This window comes from Pseudomonas sp. MF6767 (genome assembly GCF_016405475.1).
GTDB lineage: Bacteria > Pseudomonadota > Gammaproteobacteria > Pseudomonadales > Pseudomonadaceae > Aquipseudomonas > Aquipseudomonas paracarnis.
The window spans coordinates 592,156-613,000 of sequence record NZ_JAEKCY010000001.1 but is presented as its reverse complement, the minus strand read 5'-3'; the positions used below and the strand labels follow the sequence as shown (position 1 = coordinate 613,000).

Below are 20,845 nucleotides of genomic sequence, written 5' to 3'. Positions count from 1 at the left end.
CGACAGTTGAATAGGGGCTGAACCGCCCCTATACTCTGCGCGCATTTTGTCGGCACAAATTATGCCAAGTTATTGATTTCCGGCAGCCGACCATTGAGGAGCAAGAGTGATGGAAACCCGCACGCCAAACACGTTGCCGTTCCATCGCTTGGCTGTTTTTCCGGTTCTACTGGCTCAATTTGTCATTTTGCTGATCGCCGCATTGGCGCTTTGGTATTGGCATGGAGTCGTAGCCGGGTATTCAGGACTCTGCGGAGGCCTGATAGCCTTGCTGCCCAATATGTATTTTGCTCACAGGGCCTTTCGGTTTTCCGGCGCCCGAGCAGCCCAGGCTATCGTCCGGTCTTTTTATGCCGGCGAGGCGGGGAAACTGATTTTGACGGCAGTGCTGTTTGCACTGACCTTTGCAGGTGTGAAGCCATTGGCGCCGCTGGCTGTATTCGGCGTCTTCGTGTTGACCCAACTGGTCAGCTGGTTCGCTCCCCTGCTAATGAAAACAAGACTTTCGAAACCTTAGGGCGTTTGAGGCAACCATGGCAGAAACAACCGCTTCGGGCTATATCCAGCACCACTTGCAGAACCTGACCTTCGGTCAGCTTCCTAATGGCGGCTGGGGCTTTGCCCACACCGCAGCAGAAGCCAAAGAAATGGGTTTCTGGGCTTTCCACCTGGATACTCTGGGTTGGTCGGTCGCATTGGGCCTGATCTTCGTTCTGATTTTCCGCATGGCGGCAAAGAAGGCGACTTCCGGTCAGCCAGGTGCTTTGCAGAACTTCGTTGAAGTATTGGTCGAATTCGTCGATGGCAGCGTGAAAGACAGCTTCCATGGCCGTAGCCCGGTGATTGCACCGCTGGCACTGACCATCTTCGTCTGGGTGTTCCTGATGAACGCCGTCGACCTGATTCCGGTGGACTGGATTCCTCAGTTGGCCATGGCGATCTCCGGCGACCCGCACATTCCATTCCGCGCCGTATCCACCACTGACCCGAACGCCACACTGGGCATGGCTCTGTCGGTATTCGCGCTGATCATTTTCTACAGCATCAAGGTCAAGGGCATCGGCGGCTTCATCGGCGAACTGACCCTGCACCCGTTCGGCAGCAAGAACATCTTCGTTCAAGCCCTGCTGATCCCGGTGAACTTCCTGCTGGAATTCGTCACCCTGATCGCCAAGCCGATTTCCCTGGCTCTGCGACTGTTCGGCAACATGTATGCCGGCGAGCTGGTGTTCATTCTGATCGCTGTGATGTTCGGCAGCGGTCTGCTCTGGCTTAGCGGCCTGGGCGTAGTTCTGCAGTGGGCGTGGGCTGTGTTCCACATCCTGATCATTACCCTGCAGGCCTTCATCTTCATGATGCTGACCATCGTCTACCTGTCGATGGCGCACGAAGAGAACCATTAAGACCAGTCTCGACTAGTCTGATGTCCTTCCCGGTCAAACGGGAAGGTGGCCCAACAGGGCTATGAAACGATTTGTTTTACCGCTTTAAAATCTAAAAAACCTAAACCATACGACGTAAAAGTCGGGAGGAAAGATGGAAACTGTAGTTGGTCTAACCGCTATCGCTGTTGCACTGTTGATCGGCCTGGGCGCCCTGGGTACTGCCATTGGTTTCGGCCTGCTGGGCGGCAAATTCCTGGAAGGCGCAGCGCGTCAGCCAGAAATGGTCCCAATGCTGCAAGTTAAAATGTTCATCGTCGCCGGCCTGCTCGACGCCGTGACCATGATCGGCGTTGGTATCGCACTGTTCTTCACCTTCGCGAACCCCTTCGTTGGTCAACTCGCTGGCTAATCACTCGACTTTTCGAGTGATTGGGGTGATGGACAACGAATGAGCGAGGTGTTGGCGTGAACATTAATGCAACCCTGATTGGCCAATCCGTTGCGTTCTTCATTTTTGTAGTGTTTTGCATGAAGTTCGTGTGGCCTCCGGTCATCGCGGCTTTGCACGAACGTCAGAAGAAGATCGCGGATGGTTTGGACGCTGCCAGCCGTGCAGCTCGCGACCTGGAGTTGGCCCACGAGAAAGTGGGTCAGCAACTGCGCGAAGCTAAAGCACAGGCAGCCGAGATCATTGAGCAAGCCAAGAAACGCGGTAACCAGATCGTCGAAGAGGCTGTTGAAAAAGCCCGCGTCGAAGCTGACCGTGTGAAGGCTTCGGCTCATGCCGAGATCGAACAGGAACTGAACGGTGTCAAAGACGCGCTGCGTGCCCAACTGGGTGCTCTGGCCGTTGGCGGTGCTGAGAAGATCCTCGGTGCCACAATCGATCAAAACGCGCACGCGGAGCTGGTTAACAAACTGGCTGCTGAAATTTAAGCGAGGGCGATCATGGCAGAACTGACCACGTTGGCCCGACCTTACGCTAAGGCAGCCTTCGAGCACGCCCAGGCCCACCAGCAGCTGGCCTCTTGGTCAGCCATGCTCGGCCTGGCTGCAGCAGTGTCGCAAGACGACACCATGCAGCGCGTGCTCAAGGCCCCGCGCCTGACGAGCGCAGACAAGGCCGCCACTTTTATTGAAGTGTGCGGCGACAAGTTTGATGTGAAGGTGCAGAACTTCATCCACGTCATTGCCGAAAACGACCGTCTCCCGCTATTGCCGGAGATCGCCGCTCTGTTCGACCTGTACAAGGCCGAAGCAGAGAAATCGGTAGACGTTGAAGTGACCAGTGCTTTCGCATTGAACCAAGAACAGCAAGACAAACTCGCCAAGGTTCTCAGTGCACGACTCAATCGGGAAGTGCGCCTGCAAGCTTCGGAGGACGCATCGCTTATTGGTGGTGTTGTTATCCGTGCCGGCGACCTGGTTATCGATGGCTCGATTCGCGGCAAAATCGCGAAACTTGCCGAAGCATTGAAATCTTGAGTTTGAAGGGGCAGCAGAGCAATGCAGCAACTCAATCCTTCCGAAATAAGTGAAATTATCAAGGGCCGCATCGACAAGCTCGATGTGACCTCCCAAGCCCGTAACGAAGGCACTGTCGTCAGCGTATCTGACGGCATCGTGCGGATTCACGGTCTGGCCGACGTAATGTACGGCGAGATGATCGAGTTTCCGGGCGGCGTCTACGGTATGGCCCTCAACCTGGAGCAAGACTCCGTAGGTGCCGTTGTATTGGGCGCGTACACCAGTCTGGCTGAAGGCATGAGCGCCAAGTGCACAGGCCGCATCCTGGAAGTTCCGGTTGGTAAGGAACTGCTGGGTCGCGTAGTCGACGCACTGGGTAACCCTGTTGACGGTAAAGGTCCACTGGGCAACACCGAGACCGACGCGGTCGAGAAAGTTGCTCCAGGCGTGATCTGGCGTAAGTCGGTAGACCAGCCTGTACAGACTGGCTACAAGGCTGTCGATGCCATGATCCCAGTCGGCCGTGGCCAGCGTGAGCTGATCATCGGTGACCGTCAGATCGGTAAAACCGCTCTGGCGATCGACGCGATCATCAACCAGAAAGACAGCGGCATTTTCTGCGTCTACGTAGCCATCGGTCAGAAGCAATCGACCATCGCCAACGTAGTTCGCAAGCTGGAAGAAAACGGCGCCCTGGCCAACACGATCATCGTGGCTGCCAGTGCTTCGGAATCTCCTGCGCTGCAATTCTTGGCACCGTACTCCGGCTGCACCATGGGTGAATTCTTCCGCGACCGCGGTGAAGACGCGCTGATCGTTTATGACGATCTGTCCAAGCAAGCAGTGGCCTATCGCCAGATTTCCCTGCTGCTGCGCCGTCCACCAGGCCGTGAAGCTTACCCAGGCGACGTGTTCTATCTCCACTCCCGTCTGCTGGAGCGCGCATCCCGCGTTTCCGAAGAGTACGTAGAGAAGTTCACCAACGGCGCAGTGACCGGCAAAACCGGTTCCCTGACCGCACTGCCGATCATCGAAACCCAGGCTGGCGACGTTTCCGCGTTCGTTCCGACCAACGTGATTTCCATCACTGACGGTCAGATCTTCCTGGAATCGGCCATGTTCAACTCGGGCATCCGCCCTGCAGTGAACGCCGGTGTTTCGGTATCCCGTGTGGGTGGTGCCGCTCAGACCAAGATCATCAAGAAGCTCTCCGGTGGTATCCGTACCGCTCTGGCTCAGTATCGTGAACTGGCGGCATTCGCCCAGTTCGCTTCTGACCTGGACGAAGCGACCCGTAAGCAACTTGAGCATGGTCAGCGCGTTACCGAGTTGATGAAGCAGAAGCAATACGCCCCAATGTCGATCGCTGACATGGCGTTGTCGCTGTATGCCGCTGAGCGTGGGTTCCTGACCGACGTTGAAATCGCCAAGGTCGGCAGCTTTGAACAAGCGCTGATTGCTTACTTCAACCGCGATCACGCCGAATTGATGGCGAAGATCAACGTGAAGGGTGACTTCAATGACGATATCGACGCTGGCATGAAAGCCGGTATCGAGAAGTTCAAGGCCACCCAAACCTGGTAAGCCGCAGCGGGAGCCGCAAGGCTCCCGCTTGCTAACCTGATAGGTGTTACATGGCAGGCGCAAAAGAGATTCGCAGTAAGATTGCGAGCATCAAAAGCACGCAAAAAATTACCAGCGCCATGGAAAAAGTGGCGGTCAGCAAAATGCGCAAGGCACAAATGCGCATGGCTGCTAGCCGTCCTTATGCGGAGCGTATCCGCCAGGTAATTGGGCATCTGGCCAACGCCAACCCGGAATACCGCCACCCGTTCATGATCGACCGCGCCGTCAAGCGTGTGGGTTATGTGGTAGTGAGCAGTGACCGTGGTTTGTGCGGTGGTCTGAATACCAACCTGTTCAAGGCCCTGGTCAAGGACATGGCGGTAAACCGCGAAAACGGCGTCGAGATTGATCTGTGTGTTGTTGGTAGCAAGGGTGCGGCCTTTTTCCGCAACTTCGGCGGTAACGTCGTTGCAGCTATCAGCCACCTGGGTGAAGAGCCGTCGATCAATGATTTGATCGGCAGTGTGAAGGTGATGCTGGATGCGTACCTGGAAGGCCGTATTGACCGCCTCTCCGTGGTATCCAACAAGTTCATCAACACCATGACCCAGCAGCCAACCGTGGAGCAATTGATTCCACTGGTGGCGACTCCGGATCAGGAACTCAAGCACCACTGGGACTACCTCTACGAACCAGACGCCAAAGAGCTGCTTGACGGCTTGATGGTGCGCTACGTGGAGTCGCAGGTGTACCAGGCGGTGGTCGAGAACAACGCAGCTGAACAAGCGGCGCGGATGATCGCGATGAAAAACGCTACCGATAACGCCGGTGATCTGATCAGCGATTTGCAGCTGATCTACAACAAGGCGCGTCAGGCTGCGATCACCCAAGAGATCTCGGAAATCGTCGGCGGCGCTGCCGCGGTTTAACGGTTCAAATATTCAGAGGATCCAGCTATGAGTAGCGGACGTATCGTTCAAATCATCGGCGCCGTTATCGACGTGGAATTTCCACGCGACAGCGTACCGAGCATCTACAACGCGCTGAAAGTACAAGGCGCGGAAACTACCCTGGAAGTTCAGCAGCAGCTGGGCGACGGCGTAGTTCGTACCATTGCGATGGGTTCCACCGAAGGCTTGAAGCGCGGTCTGGACGTTGTCGACACTGGCGCTGCCATCTCCGTACCGGTCGGTAAAGCGACTCTGGGCCGGATCATGGACGTACTGGGCAACCCTATCGACGAAGCTGGCCCGATTGCCACCGAAGAGCGCTGGGGCATTCACCGCGCAGCACCTTCGTTCGCAGAACAAGCGGGCGGCAACGACCTGCTGGAAACCGGCATCAAGGTCATCGACTTGGTTTGCCCGTTCGCCAAAGGCGGTAAAGTCGGTCTGTTCGGTGGTGCCGGTGTTGGCAAGACCGTAAACATGATGGAACTGATCCGTAACATCGCCATCGAGCACAGCGGTTATTCCGTGTTCGCAGGTGTTGGTGAGCGTACTCGTGAGGGTAACGACTTCTACCACGAGATGAAGGACTCCAACGTTCTGGACAAAGTGGCACTGGTTTACGGTCAGATGAACGAGCCGCCGGGAAACCGTCTGCGCGTAGCCCTGACTGGCCTGACCATGGCCGAGAAGTTCCGTGACGAAGGTAACGACGTTCTGCTGTTCGTCGACAACATCTACCGTTACACCCTGGCCGGTACTGAAGTATCCGCACTGCTGGGCCGTATGCCTTCGGCAGTAGGTTACCAGCCGACCCTGGCTGAAGAGATGGGCGTTCTGCAAGAGCGTATCACTTCGACCAAGGAAGGTTCGATCACCTCGATCCAAGCGGTATACGTACCTGCGGATGACTTGACCGACCCGTCGCCAGCCACCACCTTCGCCCACTTGGACGCCACCGTTGTTCTGTCCCGTGACATCGCTTCCCTGGGTATCTACCCAGCGGTCGATCCACTCGACTCGACTTCGCGCCAGCTGGACCCGAACGTGATCGGCCAGGAGCACTACGACACCGCTCGCGGTGTTCAGTACGTGCTGCAGCGTTACAAAGAACTGAAGGACATCATTGCGATCCTGGGTATGGACGAGCTGTCGGAAGCCGACAAGCAGTTGGTAAACCGTGCTCGTAAGATCCAGCGTTTCTTGTCGCAGCCGTTCTTCGTGGCTGAAGTCTTCACCGGTGCCTCGGGTAAATACGTTTCCCTGAAAGACACCATTGCTGGCTTCAAAGGCATCCTCAACGGTGACTACGACCACCTGCCAGAACAAGCGTTCTACATGGTCGGCGGCATCGAAGAAGCGATCGAGAAAGCCAAGAAACTGTAATCCTGGCGCCCGGAAACGGGCGCTCATCAGGTTGAGGCAATCAGATGGCTATGACAGTCCATTGCGATATCGTCAGCGCGGAAGGAGAAATTTTCTCCGGTCTGGTCGAGTTTGTAACAGCGCACGGTGACCTGGGTGATCTTGGTATCGCCATGGGTCACGCCCCGCTGATCACAAGCTTGAAGCCAGGTCCGATCACTCTGACCAAGCAAGGCGGGGAACGTGAGGTGTTTTACATCTCCGGTGGTTTCCTCGAGGTTCAGCCGAACATGGTCAAGGTACTTGCCGACACCGTGCAACGTGCTGGCGACCTGGATGAAGCCTCCGCTCAGGAAGCCGTCAAGGCTGCCGAGAAGGCGCTGAACGAAAAAGGCGCAGACTTCGACTACAGCGCTGCTGCAGTCCGTCTGGCCGAGGCCGCAGCCCAGCTGCGTACTCTCCAGCAGATCCGCAAGAAGTAAGCGGCGTCGCCGTTTTGTTTCATGCGTGATTGATTAAAAAGGGTAGCCTCGGCTACCCTTTTTCTTTTTTTGCAAAACACTTCTTTGGTCTGAACCCGGACCGCCCAGGATTGGTAGCCATTCATGTCTCTTGAAATCGTCATTCTCGCCGCAGGCCAGGGCACCCGCATGCGTTCAGCCCTGCCCAAGGTACTGCATCCGGTTGCCGGCAACTCCATGCTGGGCCATGTTATCCACAGTGCCCGCCAGTTGGACCCACAACGTATTCATGTGGTGATTGGCCACGGTGCCGACGTGGTCCGTGAGCGTCTGGCTGCGGACGATCTGAATTTCGTATTGCAAGACAAGCAACTGGGCACCGGCCACGCGACCGCGCAGGCTGTGCCTTTCATCACTGCGGACACGGTATTGATCCTCTACGGCGATGTCCCGCTGATTGAAGTGGAAACCTTGCAACGCCTGCTCAAGCACGTGGTGCCTGGCCAGATGGGCCTGCTGACCGTTGAGCTGGATGACCCTACGGGCTACGGCCGCATTGTGCGCAACGCCGACGGCAAGGTGGCTGCCATCGTTGAACACAAAGATGCCAGCGAAGCCCAGCGCGCGATTACTGAAGGCAATACCGGCATTCTCGCCGTGCCTGCCAACAAGCTCGCCGACTGGATGAGCCGCCTGTCCAACAACAACGCTCAGGGCGAGTACTACCTCACCGACGTCATCGAGATGGCCGTCAGCGATGGCCTGCTGGTCGCCACCGAGCAGCCCCACCATCCGATGGAAGTGCAGGGCGCCAACGACCGCAAACAACTGGCAGAGCTGGAACGTCACTATCAACTGCGCGAAGGCCTGCGCCTGATGGCCCAGGGCGTGACCCTGCGAGACCCGGCGCGTTTCGATGTACGTGGCGAAGTCACGGTGGGCCGCGACGTCCTGATCGATATCAATGTGATCCTCGAAGGCCGCGTGATCATTGAAGACGGTGTGGTCATCGGTCCGAACTGCGTGATCAAGGACAGCACCTTGCGCAAAGGCGTGGTGGTCAAGGCCAACAGCCATATCGACGGTGCCGTGATGGGTGAGGGCAGCGATGCCGGGCCGTTTGCGCGCTTGCGTCCGGGTAGTGAGCTGGGGGCCCAGGCCCATGTGGGTAACTTTGTCGAACTGAAAAACGCTCACCTCGGCGAAGGCGCCAAAGTCGGCCACCTGACTTATCTGGGGGATGCCGTCATCGGCGCACGCACCAACATCGGCGCTGGCACCATCACCTGCAACTATGACGGTGCCAACAAGTACCAGACCACCATTGGTGAAGACGTGTTCATCGGGTCCAATAACTCGCTGGTTGCTCCCGTGACCATCGGTGATGGTTCCAACACCGCAGCGGGCTCGACCATCAACCAGGATGTGGATAAGTCCCAACTGGCCGTTGCCCGCGCCCGCCAACGCAACATCGACGGCTGGAAACGCCCGGTCAAGATCAAAAAGAGCTGAGTTATCCACAACTCGATAGGTTGAGACTCACTCCTGTGGAAGCTGGCTTGCCTGCGATAGCGGTCTGACATTCATCATGATGTCGCCTGACACGCAGCTATCGCAGGCAAGCCAGCTCCCACAGTTGTTTAGTGGCATGTCCGAAAGCTCTACAAAAATGCCTTCCGCCTCTTGACGATCTTTCCCCAATAGGTTTTGATTGCCTTCGTTATCTTTCGAAACGAAACTTATCACTACCATGTCGAAACGAAACACCCCCCAGCGACGCCACAATATCCTCACCTTGCTCAACGAGCAGGGCGAAGTCAGCGTGGACGAGTTGGCCAAACATTTCGAAACTTCGGAAGTGACCATCCGCAAGGACCTTGCTGCCCTCGAAAGTAACGGCTTGCTCCTGCGTCGCTACGGCGGTGCAATCACTATGCCCCAAGAGCTGGTGGGCGACGCTGCCCAGCCCATCTCGGCCTACAAGCGCGCCATCGCCCGTGCGGCCGTGAAGCGTTTGCGTGAACATGCGCGCATCATCATCGACAGCGGCAGCACTACCGCCGCGATGATCCCCGAACTGGGCCATCAGCCGGGCCTGGTGGTGATGACCAACTCCCTGAACGTGGCCCGCGCCTTGAGCGAATTGGAACACGAGCCGGTGCTGTTGATGACCGGGGGTACCTGGGACCCACATTCGGATTCGTTCCAGGGCCAGGTCGCTGAGCAGGTGCTGCGTTCCTATGACTTTGACCAGCTGTTCATCGGTGCCGATGGCATCGACCTGCAGCGCGGTACCACTACCTTCAACGAACTGCTGGGCTTGAGCCGTGTGATGGCCGAGGTCGCCCGTGAAGTGGTGGTGATGGTCGAATCCGACAAGATCGGCCGCAAGATTCCCAACCTGGAACTGCCCTGGAGCAGCGTCCATACCCTTATTACCGATGATCGCCTGCCGCTCGAGGCCCGCGACCAGATCCAAGCCCGCGGCATTACGCTGATATGCGCGGCAATCATCTAGGAGAAACACCATGTGTGGAATTGTTGGCGCAGTCGCCGAACGTAACGTTACTGCCATCCTGATCGAAGGCCTCAAGCGCCTCGAATACCGCGGCTACGATAGCGCCGGTGTGGCCGTCTTCACCAACGCCGGCAAGCTGGAGCGCATGCGCCGCCCGGGTAAGGTCAGCGAACTGGACCAAGCCCTGGCCGGTGAGCCGCTGGCAGGCCGCCTGGGCATTGCCCACACCCGTTGGGCCACCCACGGTGCACCGTGCGAGCGTAACGCTCACCCGCACTTCTCCGGCGACCTGGCCGTGGTGCACAACGGCATTATCGAAAACCATGAAGTGCTGCGTGAACAACTCAAGGGCCTGGGCTACGTCTTCACCTCGGACACCGACACCGAAGTGATCGCCCACCTGCTCAACCACAAGCTCAAGGATCAAAGCGACCTGACCACCGCCCTCAAGGCCACGGTCAAGGAACTGCATGGCGCCTACGGCCTGGCCGTGATCAGCGCCAGCCAGCCTGACCGCCTGGTTGCCGCACGCAGTGGCAGCCCATTGGTGATCGGCCTGGGCCTGGGCGAGAACTTCCTTGCCTCCGACCAACTGGCCCTGCGCCAAGTGACCGACCGCTTCATGTATCTGGAAGAAGGCGACATTGCCGACATCCGCCGTGAAAGCGTGCAGATCTGGGATGTGAATGGTCAGTCCGTCGAGCGCGAAGCCGTGCAATACCGCGACGGTGCCGAAGCCGCCGACAAAGGCGAGTTCCGCCACTTCATGCTCAAGGAAATCCACGAGCAGCCGTCCGTGGTACAGCGCACCCTGGAAGGTCGCCTGAGCCAGAACCAAGTATTGGTGAACGCTTTCGGCCCGCAAGCCGCCGAACTGTTCGCCAAAGTGCGCAATGTGCAAATCGTCGCCTGTGGCACCAGCTACCACGCCGGTATGGTGGCGCGTTACTGGTTGGAAGAACTGGCCGGCATCCCCTGCCAGGTCGAAGTCGCCAGCGAGTTCCGCTACCGCAAGGTGGTGGTGCAGCCCGACACCCTGTTCGTGACCATCTCCCAGTCCGGTGAAACCGCCGACACCCTGGCTGCCTTGCGCAACGCCAAGGAGCTGGGCTTCCTCGGCAGTCTGGCGATCTGCAACGTCAGCATCAGCTCCCTGGTGCGTGAATCCGACCTGACCCTGCTGACCCAGGCCGGTCGCGAAATCGGCGTGGCCTCCACCAAAGCCTTCACCACCCAACTGGTGGGCCTGTTGCTGCTGACCCTGTCCTTGGGCCAAGTGCGCGGCACCCTCGCCGAAGGTGTCGAAGCCACCCTGGTGGAAGAACTGCGTCGCCTGCCGACCCGCCTGGGTGAAGCCTTGGCCATGGACAGCACCGTGGAAAAAGTCGCCGAGCTGTTCGCTGACAAGAACCACACCCTGTTCCTGGGCCGTGGCGCGCAATACCCGGTGGCGATGGAAGGCTCGCTGAAACTCAAGGAAATCTCGTACATCCACGCCGAAGCCTACCCGGCCGGCGAGCTGAAGCACGGCCCGTTGGCCCTGGTGGACGACGACATGCCGGTGGTTACCGTGGCGCCGAACAACGAACTGCTGGAGAAGCTCAAATCCAACCTGCAGGAAGTACGCGCCCGTGGCGGCCAACTGATCGTTTTCGCAGATGAAAAAGCCGGCATGACCAACGGTGAAGGCACCCACGTCATCAACATGCCGCATATCCACGACACGCTGTCGCCGATCCTCTACACCATCCCGCTGCAGTTGCTGTCGTACTACGTGGCCGTGCTCAAAGGCACCGACGTTGACCAGCCGCGTAATCTGGCGAAGTCGGTGACGGTGGAATAAGCCTTACTGACGTACCCAATAGGGGCTGTTTTAAACAGCCCCTTTTTTTCGTTCTGGATTCGCTCAATTCAAGGATGCGTATTGATGCAAAGCCCTTCTGCTACCGTCCACGCACGTCTGCACAATCGTCGGTTTGTGGTCGCGAATAACGCGCAAGGCTTGTCCGGTACCGGCACCGTGTTTCATTACAAAGTCGAAGACGGGGTGATTTCGAGCATTTATCAGGGTGGCCGAATTCGCCTGGGAACGCAGGTCGGGCGGGTCACCGGCCCAGATACTATCGAGCTGCTTTATCAGTGCGTCACCCTGGACGGGGAGCTGCTCGCAGGGTGGTCACGAGGCACGGTAGGTGTTGATCACGCAGGGCGCACTACCCTGAGTTTCGTTTGGGGCTGGCTATCGGGTGCGACCGGAGGCGGAGAGTCTAGCTATATCGAGATCACTGGCTAGAGGCATTGAAAGCACCATAAAACCTACAGGCAGGCGCATATCCCCTGTGGGAGCGGGCTTGCCCGCGAAGGCGGCGTGTCAGTCGCTGCATCTGTTACTGCACTACCGCTTTCGCAGGCAAGCCAGCTGCCACATTTTGATCTCCATCGGGTTTGAGAAAGGTGTGGGTCAGGTCCACCAGTAGCGCACGAGATGAAAGAAGATCGGCGCCGCAAAGCACACCGAATCCAGCCGATCCAACATCCCGCCGTGTCCTTCGATCATGTGCCCCCAGTCCTTCACACCGCGGTCACGCTTGATCGCCGACATCACAATCCCTCCCGCAAACCCCAGCAAGTTGATCAGCAGCGCGATCAGAAACGACTGCCAGGGATTGAACGGTGTGGTCCACCACAGCGCCGCGCCGATCAAGGAGGACAGCAGAATTCCGCCCACAAACCCTTCCACGGTTTTCGATGGCGACAGGTTGGGCGCGATCTTGCGTTTGCCGAACAGCTTGCCGCACACGTACTGCAATACGTCCGACAGTTGCACCACGATCACCAGATAGGCGATCAGCAGCAGGTTGCGGCCTTCGTAGCCCGGTATGTCCAAGGTCAGTAGTGCCGGGACGAAAGACACGCAGAACACGGCGATCATCAGCCCCCATTGCACCTTCGATGCCCGTTCCAGAAAGTGCGTACTGTCGCCGCCCAGGGAGGCGAGGATCGGCAGCAGCAGGAACACGTACACCGGGATGAAGATCGAGAACAGCCCGTACCAGTCGGCGTAGATCAGCAGGTATTGCAGCGGCAGGGCCAGGTAGAACGCGGCCACCAGGGCCGGGTAGTCGCTGCGTCGGGTGGGCGTGAGGGTGAGGAACTCGCGCAGGGCGTAGAACGACACCGCGTAGAACAGCAGGATCACCGCGCCGGTGCCGAGCCAGAACGCGATGCCGATCACCACCACCATCACCCACCAGGCGTTGATGCGGGCGTTGAGGTTGTCGATCACGGCATTCGGGCTGCCACGGGTGCGCAGCTTGAGGATCAGGCCGATCAGCGAGGCGATGACCAGGATCGCGCCGATGCCGCCAAATAACATCAGGGTTTGGCTATCCATCTCAGGAATGCTCCGGGGCAAGGGCGAGCAGGGCGTCGCGGCTGCGGGCAAGGAAGTCGGCTTTGTCTTCGCCTTCTTCCAGTTGCAGGGGGGCACCGAAGCTGGTGGTGCATAACAAGGGCAGTGGCAATACGCGGCCCTTGGGCATAACCCGGTTCAGGTTGGCTATCCACACCGGGACCAGCTCGGCCTGTGGGTAACTCTTTGCCAGGTGGTACAAACCGCTTTTGAACGGCAGCAAGCCATCCTCCAGATTGCGCGTGCCTTCGGGAAAAATGATCAGCGAATCGCCGCCCTCCAACGCCGCAAGCATGGGCTGCAATGGGTTGTCCACAGGGTCCTTGCGCTCACGGTCGATCAGCACGCCATTGAACACTCGATTGATGATGTAGCGGCGCAGCGCACTCTTGTTCCAGTAATCACTGCCAGCCACCGGGCGTGTGAATTTGCGCAGGTTCTGCGGCAGTGATGCCCACACCAGGACGAAGTCGCCGTGGCTGCTGTGGTTGGCGAAGTAGATCCGCTGCACCGGGACCGGCGCGCACCCCAGCCACAGGCTGCGGGCGCCAGTGACGGTGCGGGCCATGGAAGTAATCAGCGTGGCGACCACGGGTTCGAACATGGGAATTCCTTATCCGGCGAAAGGTAGCCAAGGGCTGGCGAGAATGACGCCCAGGGTCAACAGCGCTTGCGCGCCCAGCAGCCAGGCTTGTTTACGCAGCAGTTTGAGGGCGCCGCGACGGCGTTCAGTCCATGGCCGACCGGCTCGCTTGGGCGATTGCAGGCCAAGGGTTTGCAGGGCCTGGTCCAGGTCTGGCGTGCGGGTGGTGTCGCGAGCGAGCAGGGCGAACAGGTCGGCGTCGAAGGCCACCCGCAGCGCCCAATACTTTTGCAGCAGGCCCAGCACGATCATCCACAGGGCCAACAGCAGACAAATGGTGGAAATGCTGGCCAACAGCAGCTGGGCGAGGCCAAACAGCACGCCTAGCAACGTCAGGCCTGTGGATAACTGATCCAGGGAGCGGCCGCGGCGCAACAGGCTGGCGACGACCTGGAGTTCCATATCAGCAGGCATTTGGCAAACCCTCCAATGCTTGACGGTGTTCGGGGTGCAGGACCACATCGGCCCGCGCTGTACGAATAATAGCCAGCGCTTGCTCAACCGTGGTGGCTCGCCCCGTGTTCAACAGCCAGGCGGCGACGGCGGTGGCGCTGCGTGAGTAACCTAGGGCACAGCACACCAACAGGGGGCCGCTCGCTTGCAGGCGTTCAATGGTGTGGGCCGCTTTCAAGCATTCGTCGTGGGTTGGGGCGATCAGGTCCAACACGGGCACGCAGGCGTAAGCACGGCCTTGTGGATTAATCGGCAGTTCGGCGCATAAGTCGACAATGGCCTTGAATGAACCCAGCTCGCGGGTGGCAGGAATACGCCCGAGCCAGACGTTATCCACAATCGGATCGGCCTGAGGATGTTTGCGCGTCCACAGCCGCGAATTGATCCAGGCGCCCGCTAGATAAGGTGCATATAACCAGCGTGCCGCAGGCGTAAGGTGGCCATCCTCACGTTTTTGAAAGCCCGACGCGCCGAGTACGAGGTAGTTGGCCGTGATCAACCCCAGAGAAACCGCAGGCCATAGCAGCCACAGCCAAGCGCCACCGCATACGCAGGCCAGCACTGTCAGTATCACTGCGCCCAGCCCATAGCGTATCCCTAGCCGCCATCGTTGGTTATCCCGCGTCAGCCGTGCATTCAGTAAGGGGCTCGGGTGCTCCACCGGCCATAACCACACGCACAACCACCCCGCGAGGGCGCCTGTGGGTAAGTCGATAAAGTGATGTTGATAAGTGGTCAGCACCGAAACCCCGATTAGCGCGAACCAGCCGTGCACCACCCAACGCCAGAATCCTTGAGTATGCCGTTGGTACATCACCCACAGGATCACCAGCAGAGCGATATGCAGCGAAGGCGCCTGGTTGAAGGGTTTGTCAAAACCGGCCAGCACCGCAAACAACCAACCGAACACACCGTCCAGTTCCGGCCGCTCAAACGTGAAGCGCAGTGGCCAGATCAGGAAGCAACTCACGGCTATCACCTGCGCACTCAGCAGGCGCAGCGCATGCTGTTTGAGCTCATGACGCGTGTTGGGTAGCAGCAACGAGAAGCCGTAAAGCAGGTCGATGGACCAGTAGGGCACGATTGTCCATGCCCAGAACGGCATGTGTGTTTCCCAGCCGAACACCAGGGTGCCGACGTCGCTGCGCTGGCTGGTGACCCAGGTGGCGAAGCCGTAGGTGCTGAAAAACAGCGGCGCCAACAGCAGCAGCCAAAGCACCGCAGGTTTCAATAAACCGGTTTCGCGCATGTTCAGATCTTCTGTGCCAGGGACACGGTGAAAATGCCCCACTCATCCACGCGCTGGGTGATCTTGCGAAAGCCCGCTGCTTCGACGAGTTGGTCCATTTCCGGCTGGCTGCGCCGGCGCATCACCCAAGCCTGACCCTGACGGTGGCTGGTAAGCGCACGGGCAATCAGCTCCAACTGCGGGTGCCAAGGTTGGCCGGTGTAGACCAGGTAACCACCTGGCTCCACGGCTTCGGCCAGGCCCGCCAGTGAACCGCCGACCATGGCGTTATCGGCGAACAATTCGTACAGGCCAGACACCACGGCCAGGGACGGCTTGGGGTCGAGGGCGGCCAGGTCGGCGCGGTCGAACGCGTCGCCTTTGACGAACTGGGCGATGTCCCCCAAACCCTTTTCGCGAATCAGCGCGCCACCGTCGCGCACATTGATATCGCTGTAGTCGCGCAGCAGGATCGACTCCGGCAACGGCGAGACGCCCTGCAAGGCTTCAAGAATGTAACGGCCGTGGCCGGCGGCGATATCGACGATACGGACTTCGCGGTGATCATCACGCAGCTTGGCCATGGCCAGGCGCAGCAGCTCTTCGACGTTCAGCTTGCGCTGGCGAATACCACGCCAGCCGATGGAGTTGAGGTAGTTGGTATCGATCATCCGCCCCAGCCCGCCCTTGCCGGTAGGCTTATTGCGATACACGTAGTCCAGGGTGCTGCCGGAATCGAAGCCGGTGTCGAAGCCCAGCTTCACCCCATCCGACAGGTTCTTGCCCAGGCCCATGCTGGCGCGGGTCATGCGCCAGTACAGGTCGCGCAGTGAATTGCGTGGCAACGGCGCGGCGAGGGATTCGGATTCGGCGCACGTGGCGCCAAGTTTGTCTGCATCCAGTAAAGAAGCGCGGTCCAGCGGGTGGGCGAAGTTCTGCAAGATAAAGCGCTTGGCGCTGGTCACCGCCACGACGCGATCACGTTCGCCGAGGGTGTCGTGAAAAAAGCCGGGGAGGATATGCAGCTCTTTTTTAAGGCTGCCGAGGCGGTCGAAGAACTGCTGCTGGGGTTTACGGTGCACCACAAAGTCGGAGCCCGAAATAAGCAGTTGGGTCGGCACCTGGATCGCCTGGGCGTCGGCGACAACCCGGTCGGCCGCTTCGTAAAGGCCCAGCAGCACATTCACCGAAATGGCCTTGGTGATCAGTGGATCGCTGTCGTAGGACGCCACGCGTTCGGGGTCATGGCTGAGGAACTTGGCCTTGACGTAGCTGTTGACGAAAAAGTTGCCACGAAACTTGCGCATCAGTGCCAGGCCGGGGCGGGCGAAGGGCACGTACAGCTTGACCTTGAAGGCTGGCGAGGCGAGCACCAGGGCGCGGATTTTTGGCGCGTAATCATGAACCCAGGTGGCCGCGATCACCGCGCCGACGCTTTGGGCGATGACGGCGATGCCTTCCTCCTCGATGCCGTAGGTGGCATTGATGTGGTCACAGAAAGTCTGCACATCGCGGGCGCTGGTGGCAAAGCTGGGGCTGTCGCCGCGCTCGCCTGGGGATTGGCCGTGGCCACGGGCGTCCCAGGCGAAGAAGTCGAATTCAGGCAGGCCCAGTTCATCCACCAGGTGGGCAATACGCCCCGAGTGCTCATGGCCGCGATGGAACAACAGGATCGCCTTGCGCGGCCCGACACCTGCCGTGGCCGGCCAGTGCCGATAGAAAAGCTCGACGCCATCATGGGTACTGAAGGTGTGCTGTTGCTGTTCGCGCATCGCAAAATCCTTATGCAGAAGGGAGAGATTGTTGTTCTTTGAGGCCCTGACGCACCCGGTTGACCAAGGTATAGGCGAGCAGGGCGGCGACCAGCCACATCACCGCCTCCACCCAACCGGCGCCGAGCCAGCCCAGCGCCACGCCCGTGGCCAGCACCCCGAGCACGAACGCCCGATCACTCTTGCCCATGGGCCCGTCATAACGGCGCGACGCGCCCACCATCGGCCCCAGCACTCCGGCGTATTCGCTGAATACCGCAAGCAGCGTCACCAGCAGCACCGGCGCCAGGCTCACATCGGGGATCAATGCAAAGGGCAGGATCAGCGCACTGTCGGCGATCACATCGCACAATTCATTGAGGTAAGCACCGAGGCGCGACTGTTGGCCGAATTCCCGGGCCAGCATGCCATCGATGGCATTGAGCGCCATGCGCACAATCATCCACAGCGGGATCAGTGCAAACAGCCAGAGGTGTTGGGCAAAGCCCGCGATCAACAGCCCCACCAGCAGGGAAACAACCCCGGCCAGCACGGTGATCTGGTTGGCGGTGGTGCCGTTGTCATAAAGGCGCTGCACGAGAGGCCGCAGCAGGTTTTGAAAACGCGGCTTGAGTTGGTAGATGGAAATCATGGGGGGGCGCTTCCTTGTCCGTGAACCCGCGAAAAACTGTCTGAAGTGTGCCGACTAATCGCAGCCGACACCAGTGATGGCTCGTGTTTATAGGGGATTAGTCACGCTCTTGAGCATAATCAATCACCGCTTGTGGGAGCGTCCTATGGGCCTCAACAGCAGGTGATCGAGTTCGTGTCTATAGTTACATCTCTACACACGCAGAGGGTCGCAAATGTCTTCGACTTTGCACCGACAGACACCGACTCTGAGGGTGACAGACGCGCGTAGGTTGCAAGTAGCGGTCGTTGCGTATCACCGACAGACATTAGACGAGGCACTGCAGGCACGTACCGAAAGGTATTCGCGCGATGTCCTTGGTCGAGTGCATGCACAATGGGACACGCGATTGTGGGCAACGGGTGGTGAAACAGGGGAGCCCAACCAAGTTATGACCCATAGTCTGTCGGGCCAGCTGTTGCGTGTTGAAAGCGTAGATGCGGGCTGGCGTGTCAACCTTGTGGGCGACGCAGCTCAAACGCTGCATAGTTGGGATGGGCGGGGTACTGTCCGGCGGGTGTGCTATGACTCCCAAATACGTCAGGTTAGTGTGAGCGAAGAGTCAGCGACCACTCTCCAGACCTTCGTCGAGCGGCTGACGTACGGATCATCGACTGAAATGGGCAATCGTTGCGGTCGGCTGGTTCGGCATGACGATGGGGTCGGCAGCCAGGTTTTTGTCGATTACGGTTTGCTGGGGCACGTTGCAGGCCAGACTCAACAGTTTCTCAAGGCATTGGTACCCGCGGATTGGCCTGAGTCTTTGGATGAGCGCGACGCGTTATTGGAGACAGATCACCAAGGCGCGGCAATGCGGTATCTCACGCAATGGCATCACGATGCGTTGAATCAGTTGCTCCGCCAAACCGATGCGTTGGCGAATGTGCAGAGCCATTGCTACAACGTGGCGGGTGAACTGGTTCAATCCAGTCTGACTGAGGATGGAAAACCGGAGCAATTGCTGCTCAGCGCGGTCCGCTATAACGCTTGTGGTCAAGTCGAATCCCAGCTGGCGGGTAATGGTGTCATTTCCCGGCCCGGCTACGACGCCCGCAGTGGGCGACTATTACGACTGAACACAATCCGGCAGGATAAAGTACTCCAGGACCTACATTATCAGTGGGACCCCGTGGGTAACCTGCAATGCTTGGAGGACCGGGCACAACCAACCCAATGGTTTGATTCTCAACGAATTGTCCCCGTTAGCACTTATCGCTACGACACGCTTTACCATTTGATTGAGGCCACCGGACGGGAAAGCGTCCTGGCCGGCATTCAGCCTGGCCTGCCCGGTGTTGTACTACCAGGAGGAGGTGACGCGAGTCGGTTGCGTAACTACACGCAGGTTTACACCTATGACCTCGGCGGAAATCTAATCACGCTCAAGCATGGCAGCGAACCCTTGCGCATGATGAAGACAGCCGAGCGTAGTAATCGAAGCATGTACATGGCCGATGAGATGAATCCACCGGATTTAGCCAATGGGTTTGATGCAAACGGCAATTTGTTGATGTTGGACGGCGCGCAGAGGATGACATGGGACGCCCGTAATCAATTGCACCAAGTCACCCAGGTGCTGCGCAAGGCGGGGCCTGCGGATAACGAACGGTATTTCTACCATGGCACTGGGCAGCGTGGACGCAAGGTACGAGTGTGGCAGGCAAAGTCTGTTGAGCATGTGGCCCAGGTCATGTATCTGCCGGGTTTGGAGATACACAGCGATACGGCGACGGGAGAAGTCCTGCATGTCATCAGCGTGGCGTTAGGGCGCAGTCAAGTTCGACGGTTAAACTGGCGAGCGAACGGTCGCAAGAGACTACCTGTCCCACAGTGGCGCTACAACGTTGATGACCATCTGGGCAGCGTTGCGTTGGAACTCGATGAATATGGTGACGTGATCAGTCATGAGGGGTATTACCCCTTCGGTGGTACAGCGTGGTGGGCGGCCAGAAGTCAGACTCATGTTAATGGCAAGACCATCCGTTATTCAGGCCAAGAGCGGGATGCGACCGGATTGTACTATTACGGTTCGCGTTACTATGCGCCATGGCTGATGCGCTGGATCAACCCGGATCCCTCGGGCGAAATCGATGGGCTGAATCTGTATCGAATGGTCCGAAATAATCCGCTCCGGTATCGAGACCACGATGGCAGGGCTCCGGAAGTCGCCGACGACTATTCGGATAATTCCTCCAGTGCCCATGTTCCGGCTTATCGACAGAATCCAGAGACATTCCGGCGTCGTGACGTGGATGCTCACGTCGCCGCCGAGCGCCGGGACGCCGTGGAGAGGAGCATGACTCACCGTATGTATGGCGAGCACCGCGTTGAGTCTACTTACACGTCTGCTTCAATCCCAGGCAGGTATCGGTTCAGAAACGAATTCTTGCCCGGCCGCTGGCGCTTGATGGAAAACTACCGTGCGCCAGTAGAGGGGCCCAATGCTACCGACGTTACCTGGCATCAGTATGAAATGATTTCAAGGCATAACAATTTTTACGGTGTTTTACCGCAAGCCATTGTGCGCTGGAACGTTCAAAACAATGAGGCTCTGCTTGCTACGCAGCAGCAGGAAGGCATGCTGGAGCGGTTTTTGGCCAGTGAGGGCAATGGCCGTTCAACTCAGAGAATCATGACTGCTTTCGGCCTGCGTGCTACGGGTATCACGCGACAGGAAGTTTACGATTATCAACTGGGGGCGGACGTTGACATCATAGAGGTTCATGTCGAGCCTCAGCCTGTTCTCGAACCCGCTCCGATGGTTAGGAGCCCGTCCCTGGAGGCTTTGACTCGAGCAGTAGAGCGAGACTTGCGCCGTGCGGCGCGCAACCCTGTCTCACGGGTTGCCCATCGTGTTTGGCGAAACATGCGTAGAGTCATTCAAGGTAGCAGTGCCCGACGTGCCCTGAGGTAACTCTGTGAAGGCCGGACAGCCGACGGATATTTTGCGAGTGCTCC

Annotated in this window: 20 protein-coding genes; 14 read left to right on the top strand and 6 right to left on the bottom strand. The window is 58.6% G+C overall.

From position 1 onward, the window contains the following. The first annotated feature begins 109 nt into the window (after window positions 1-109). The 13 genes from JFT58_RS02790 (at window position 110) to JFT58_RS02730 (ending at window position 12,002) form a co-directional block, all read left to right on the top strand. Window positions 110-517 (top strand): F0F1 ATP synthase subunit I, encoded by a 408-nt coding sequence (locus JFT58_RS02790; RefSeq protein WP_010565865.1) that lies wholly within the window; start codon window positions 110-112, stop codon window positions 515-517. A 16-nt stretch (window positions 518-533) separates the two neighbouring features. Beyond that, window positions 534-1,403, top strand: a complete 870-nt coding sequence (gene atpB / locus JFT58_RS02785; protein WP_003195886.1) for a F0F1 ATP synthase subunit A — start codon at window positions 534-536, stop codon at window positions 1,401-1,403. A gap of 133 nt (window positions 1,404-1,536) precedes the next feature. Next, window positions 1,537-1,794, top strand: a complete 258-nt coding sequence (atpE, locus tag JFT58_RS02780) for a F0F1 ATP synthase subunit C (RefSeq protein ID WP_002555987.1) — start codon at window positions 1,537-1,539, stop codon at window positions 1,792-1,794. Between the two features lie 56 nt (window positions 1,795-1,850). Further along, complete coding sequence (locus JFT58_RS02775) at window positions 1,851-2,321, top strand: F0F1 ATP synthase subunit B (RefSeq protein WP_003195835.1); 471 nt, start codon at window positions 1,851-1,853, stop codon at window positions 2,319-2,321. Window positions 2,322-2,333: 12 nt separating this feature from the next. Then, window positions 2,334-2,870, top strand: a complete 537-nt coding sequence (locus JFT58_RS02770) for a F0F1 ATP synthase subunit delta (protein WP_003195833.1) — start codon at window positions 2,334-2,336, stop codon at window positions 2,868-2,870. 21 nt (window positions 2,871-2,891) lie between these two features. After that, complete coding sequence (atpA, locus tag JFT58_RS02765) at window positions 2,892-4,436, top strand: F0F1 ATP synthase subunit alpha (RefSeq protein ID WP_003195831.1); 1,545 nt, start codon at window positions 2,892-2,894, stop codon at window positions 4,434-4,436. A gap of 50 nt (window positions 4,437-4,486) precedes the next feature. Further along, window positions 4,487-5,347: a F0F1 ATP synthase subunit gamma gene (atpG, locus tag JFT58_RS02760; RefSeq protein ID WP_003233565.1), complete on the top strand. Its 861-nt coding sequence runs from the start codon at window positions 4,487-4,489 to the stop codon at window positions 5,345-5,347. A gap of 27 nt (window positions 5,348-5,374) precedes the next feature. Then, window positions 5,375-6,751, top strand: coding sequence for a F0F1 ATP synthase subunit beta (gene atpD / locus JFT58_RS02755; protein WP_003195827.1), 1,377 nt, complete (start codon window positions 5,375-5,377; stop codon window positions 6,749-6,751). Between the two features lie 44 nt (window positions 6,752-6,795). After that, window positions 6,796-7,212: a F0F1 ATP synthase subunit epsilon gene (locus JFT58_RS02750; RefSeq protein WP_003195825.1), complete on the top strand. Its 417-nt coding sequence runs from the start codon at window positions 6,796-6,798 to the stop codon at window positions 7,210-7,212. A 123-nt stretch (window positions 7,213-7,335) separates the two neighbouring features. Next, window positions 7,336-8,703 carry a bifunctional UDP-N-acetylglucosamine diphosphorylase/glucosamine-1-phosphate N-acetyltransferase GlmU gene (gene glmU / locus JFT58_RS02745; protein ID WP_054898304.1) on the top strand — a complete coding sequence of 456 codons (1,368 nt, stop codon included), beginning with the start codon at window positions 7,336-7,338 and terminating at the stop codon, window positions 8,701-8,703. Window positions 8,704-8,941: 238 nt separating this feature from the next. Continuing rightward, a complete protein-coding gene (locus JFT58_RS02740; RefSeq protein WP_003195822.1) occupies window positions 8,942-9,709 on the top strand; it encodes a DeoR/GlpR family DNA-binding transcription regulator in 768 nt (255 codons plus the stop codon). Between the two features lie 10 nt (window positions 9,710-9,719). Then, a complete protein-coding gene (gene glmS, locus JFT58_RS02735; RefSeq protein ID WP_054898302.1) occupies window positions 9,720-11,552 on the top strand; it encodes a glutamine--fructose-6-phosphate transaminase (isomerizing) in 1,833 nt (610 codons plus the stop codon). A gap of 84 nt (window positions 11,553-11,636) precedes the next feature. Next, complete coding sequence (locus JFT58_RS02730; protein ID WP_054896099.1) at window positions 11,637-12,002, top strand: hypothetical protein; 366 nt, start codon at window positions 11,637-11,639, stop codon at window positions 12,000-12,002. 168 nt (window positions 12,003-12,170) lie between these two features. Here the strand turns inward: JFT58_RS02730 and JFT58_RS02725 are convergent, their stop codons facing one another. The 6 genes from JFT58_RS02725 to JFT58_RS02700 are packed head-to-tail and all read right to left on the bottom strand — an operon-like array spanning window position 12,171 to window position 17,848. Continuing rightward, window positions 12,171-13,103 carry a phosphatidate cytidylyltransferase gene (locus JFT58_RS02725; RefSeq protein WP_034129176.1) on the bottom strand — a complete coding sequence of 311 codons (933 nt, stop codon included), beginning with the start codon at window positions 13,101-13,103 and terminating at the stop codon, window positions 12,171-12,173. Window position 13,104: 1 nt separating this feature from the next. Beyond that, window positions 13,105-13,725, bottom strand: coding sequence for a lysophospholipid acyltransferase family protein (locus JFT58_RS02720; RefSeq protein WP_034129175.1), 621 nt, complete (start codon window positions 13,723-13,725; stop codon window positions 13,105-13,107). Between the two features lie 9 nt (window positions 13,726-13,734). Further along, entirely contained in the window at window positions 13,735-14,178 is a 444-nt protein-coding gene (locus tag JFT58_RS02715; protein WP_054896098.1) for a hypothetical protein, read from the bottom strand. Next, on the bottom strand, window positions 14,168-15,466 hold the full coding sequence (locus JFT58_RS02710; protein WP_054896097.1) for a phosphatase PAP2/dual specificity phosphatase family protein: 1,299 nt from the start codon (window positions 15,464-15,466) through the stop codon (window positions 14,168-14,170). The genes JFT58_RS02715 and JFT58_RS02710 overlap by 11 nt, the downstream gene beginning before the upstream one ends. A gap of 2 nt (window positions 15,467-15,468) precedes the next feature. Then, window positions 15,469-17,217, bottom strand: coding sequence for a bifunctional alpha/beta hydrolase/class I SAM-dependent methyltransferase (locus tag JFT58_RS02705; RefSeq protein ID WP_054896096.1), 1,749 nt, complete (start codon window positions 17,215-17,217; stop codon window positions 15,469-15,471). Between the two features lie 10 nt (window positions 17,218-17,227). Beyond that, window positions 17,228-17,848: a CDP-alcohol phosphatidyltransferase family protein gene (locus JFT58_RS02700; protein ID WP_014720578.1), complete on the bottom strand. Its 621-nt coding sequence runs from the start codon at window positions 17,846-17,848 to the stop codon at window positions 17,228-17,230. Between the two features lie 430 nt (window positions 17,849-18,278). On the opposite strand from JFT58_RS02700, the gene JFT58_RS02695 reads away from it, so the two are divergent. Next, a complete protein-coding gene (locus tag JFT58_RS02695; protein WP_052200009.1) occupies window positions 18,279-20,801 on the top strand; it encodes an RHS repeat-associated core domain-containing protein in 2,523 nt (840 codons plus the stop codon). Window positions 20,802-20,845: the final 44 nt, after the last annotated feature.

What these genes read in the sequence shown, in the direction of transcription:
- JFT58_RS02790 (WP_010565865.1), top strand. Translation starts at nt 110, where the DNA reads ATGGAAACCCGCACGCCAAACACGTTGCCGTTCCATCGCTTGGCTGTT.
- atpB (WP_003195886.1), top strand. Translation starts at nt 534, where the DNA reads ATGGCAGAAACAACCGCTTCGGGCTATATCCAGCACCACTTGCAGAAC.
- atpE (WP_002555987.1), top strand. Translation starts at nt 1,537, where the DNA reads ATGGAAACTGTAGTTGGTCTAACCGCTATCGCTGTTGCACTGTTGATC.
- JFT58_RS02770 (WP_003195833.1), top strand. Translation starts at nt 2,334, where the DNA reads ATGGCAGAACTGACCACGTTGGCCCGACCTTACGCTAAGGCAGCCTTC.
- atpA (WP_003195831.1), top strand. Translation starts at nt 2,892, where the DNA reads ATGCAGCAACTCAATCCTTCCGAAATAAGTGAAATTATCAAGGGCCGC.
- atpG (WP_003233565.1), top strand. Translation starts at nt 4,487, where the DNA reads ATGGCAGGCGCAAAAGAGATTCGCAGTAAGATTGCGAGCATCAAAAGC.
- atpD (WP_003195827.1), top strand. Translation starts at nt 5,375, where the DNA reads ATGAGTAGCGGACGTATCGTTCAAATCATCGGCGCCGTTATCGACGTG.
- JFT58_RS02750 (WP_003195825.1), top strand. Translation starts at nt 6,796, where the DNA reads ATGGCTATGACAGTCCATTGCGATATCGTCAGCGCGGAAGGAGAAATT.
- glmU (WP_054898304.1), top strand. Translation starts at nt 7,336, where the DNA reads ATGTCTCTTGAAATCGTCATTCTCGCCGCAGGCCAGGGCACCCGCATG.
- JFT58_RS02740 (WP_003195822.1), top strand. Translation starts at nt 8,942, where the DNA reads ATGTCGAAACGAAACACCCCCCAGCGACGCCACAATATCCTCACCTTG.
- glmS (WP_054898302.1), top strand. Translation starts at nt 9,720, where the DNA reads ATGTGTGGAATTGTTGGCGCAGTCGCCGAACGTAACGTTACTGCCATC.
- JFT58_RS02730 (WP_054896099.1), top strand. Translation starts at nt 11,637, where the DNA reads ATGCAAAGCCCTTCTGCTACCGTCCACGCACGTCTGCACAATCGTCGG.
- JFT58_RS02725 (WP_034129176.1), bottom strand. Translation starts at nt 13,103, where the DNA reads ATGGATAGCCAAACCCTGATGTTATTTGGCGGCATCGGCGCGATCCTG.
- JFT58_RS02720 (WP_034129175.1), bottom strand. Translation starts at nt 13,725, where the DNA reads ATGTTCGAACCCGTGGTCGCCACGCTGATTACTTCCATGGCCCGCACC.
- JFT58_RS02715 (WP_054896098.1), bottom strand. Translation starts at nt 14,178, where the DNA reads ATGCCTGCTGATATGGAACTCCAGGTCGTCGCCAGCCTGTTGCGCCGC.
- JFT58_RS02710 (WP_054896097.1), bottom strand. Translation starts at nt 15,466, where the DNA reads ATGCGCGAAACCGGTTTATTGAAACCTGCGGTGCTTTGGCTGCTGCTG.
- JFT58_RS02705 (WP_054896096.1), bottom strand. Translation starts at nt 17,217, where the DNA reads ATGCGCGAACAGCAACAGCACACCTTCAGTACCCATGATGGCGTCGAG.
- JFT58_RS02700 (WP_014720578.1), bottom strand. Translation starts at nt 17,848, where the DNA reads ATGATTTCCATCTACCAACTCAAGCCGCGTTTTCAAAACCTGCTGCGG.
- JFT58_RS02695 (WP_052200009.1), top strand. Translation starts at nt 18,279, where the DNA reads ATGACCCATAGTCTGTCGGGCCAGCTGTTGCGTGTTGAAAGCGTAGAT.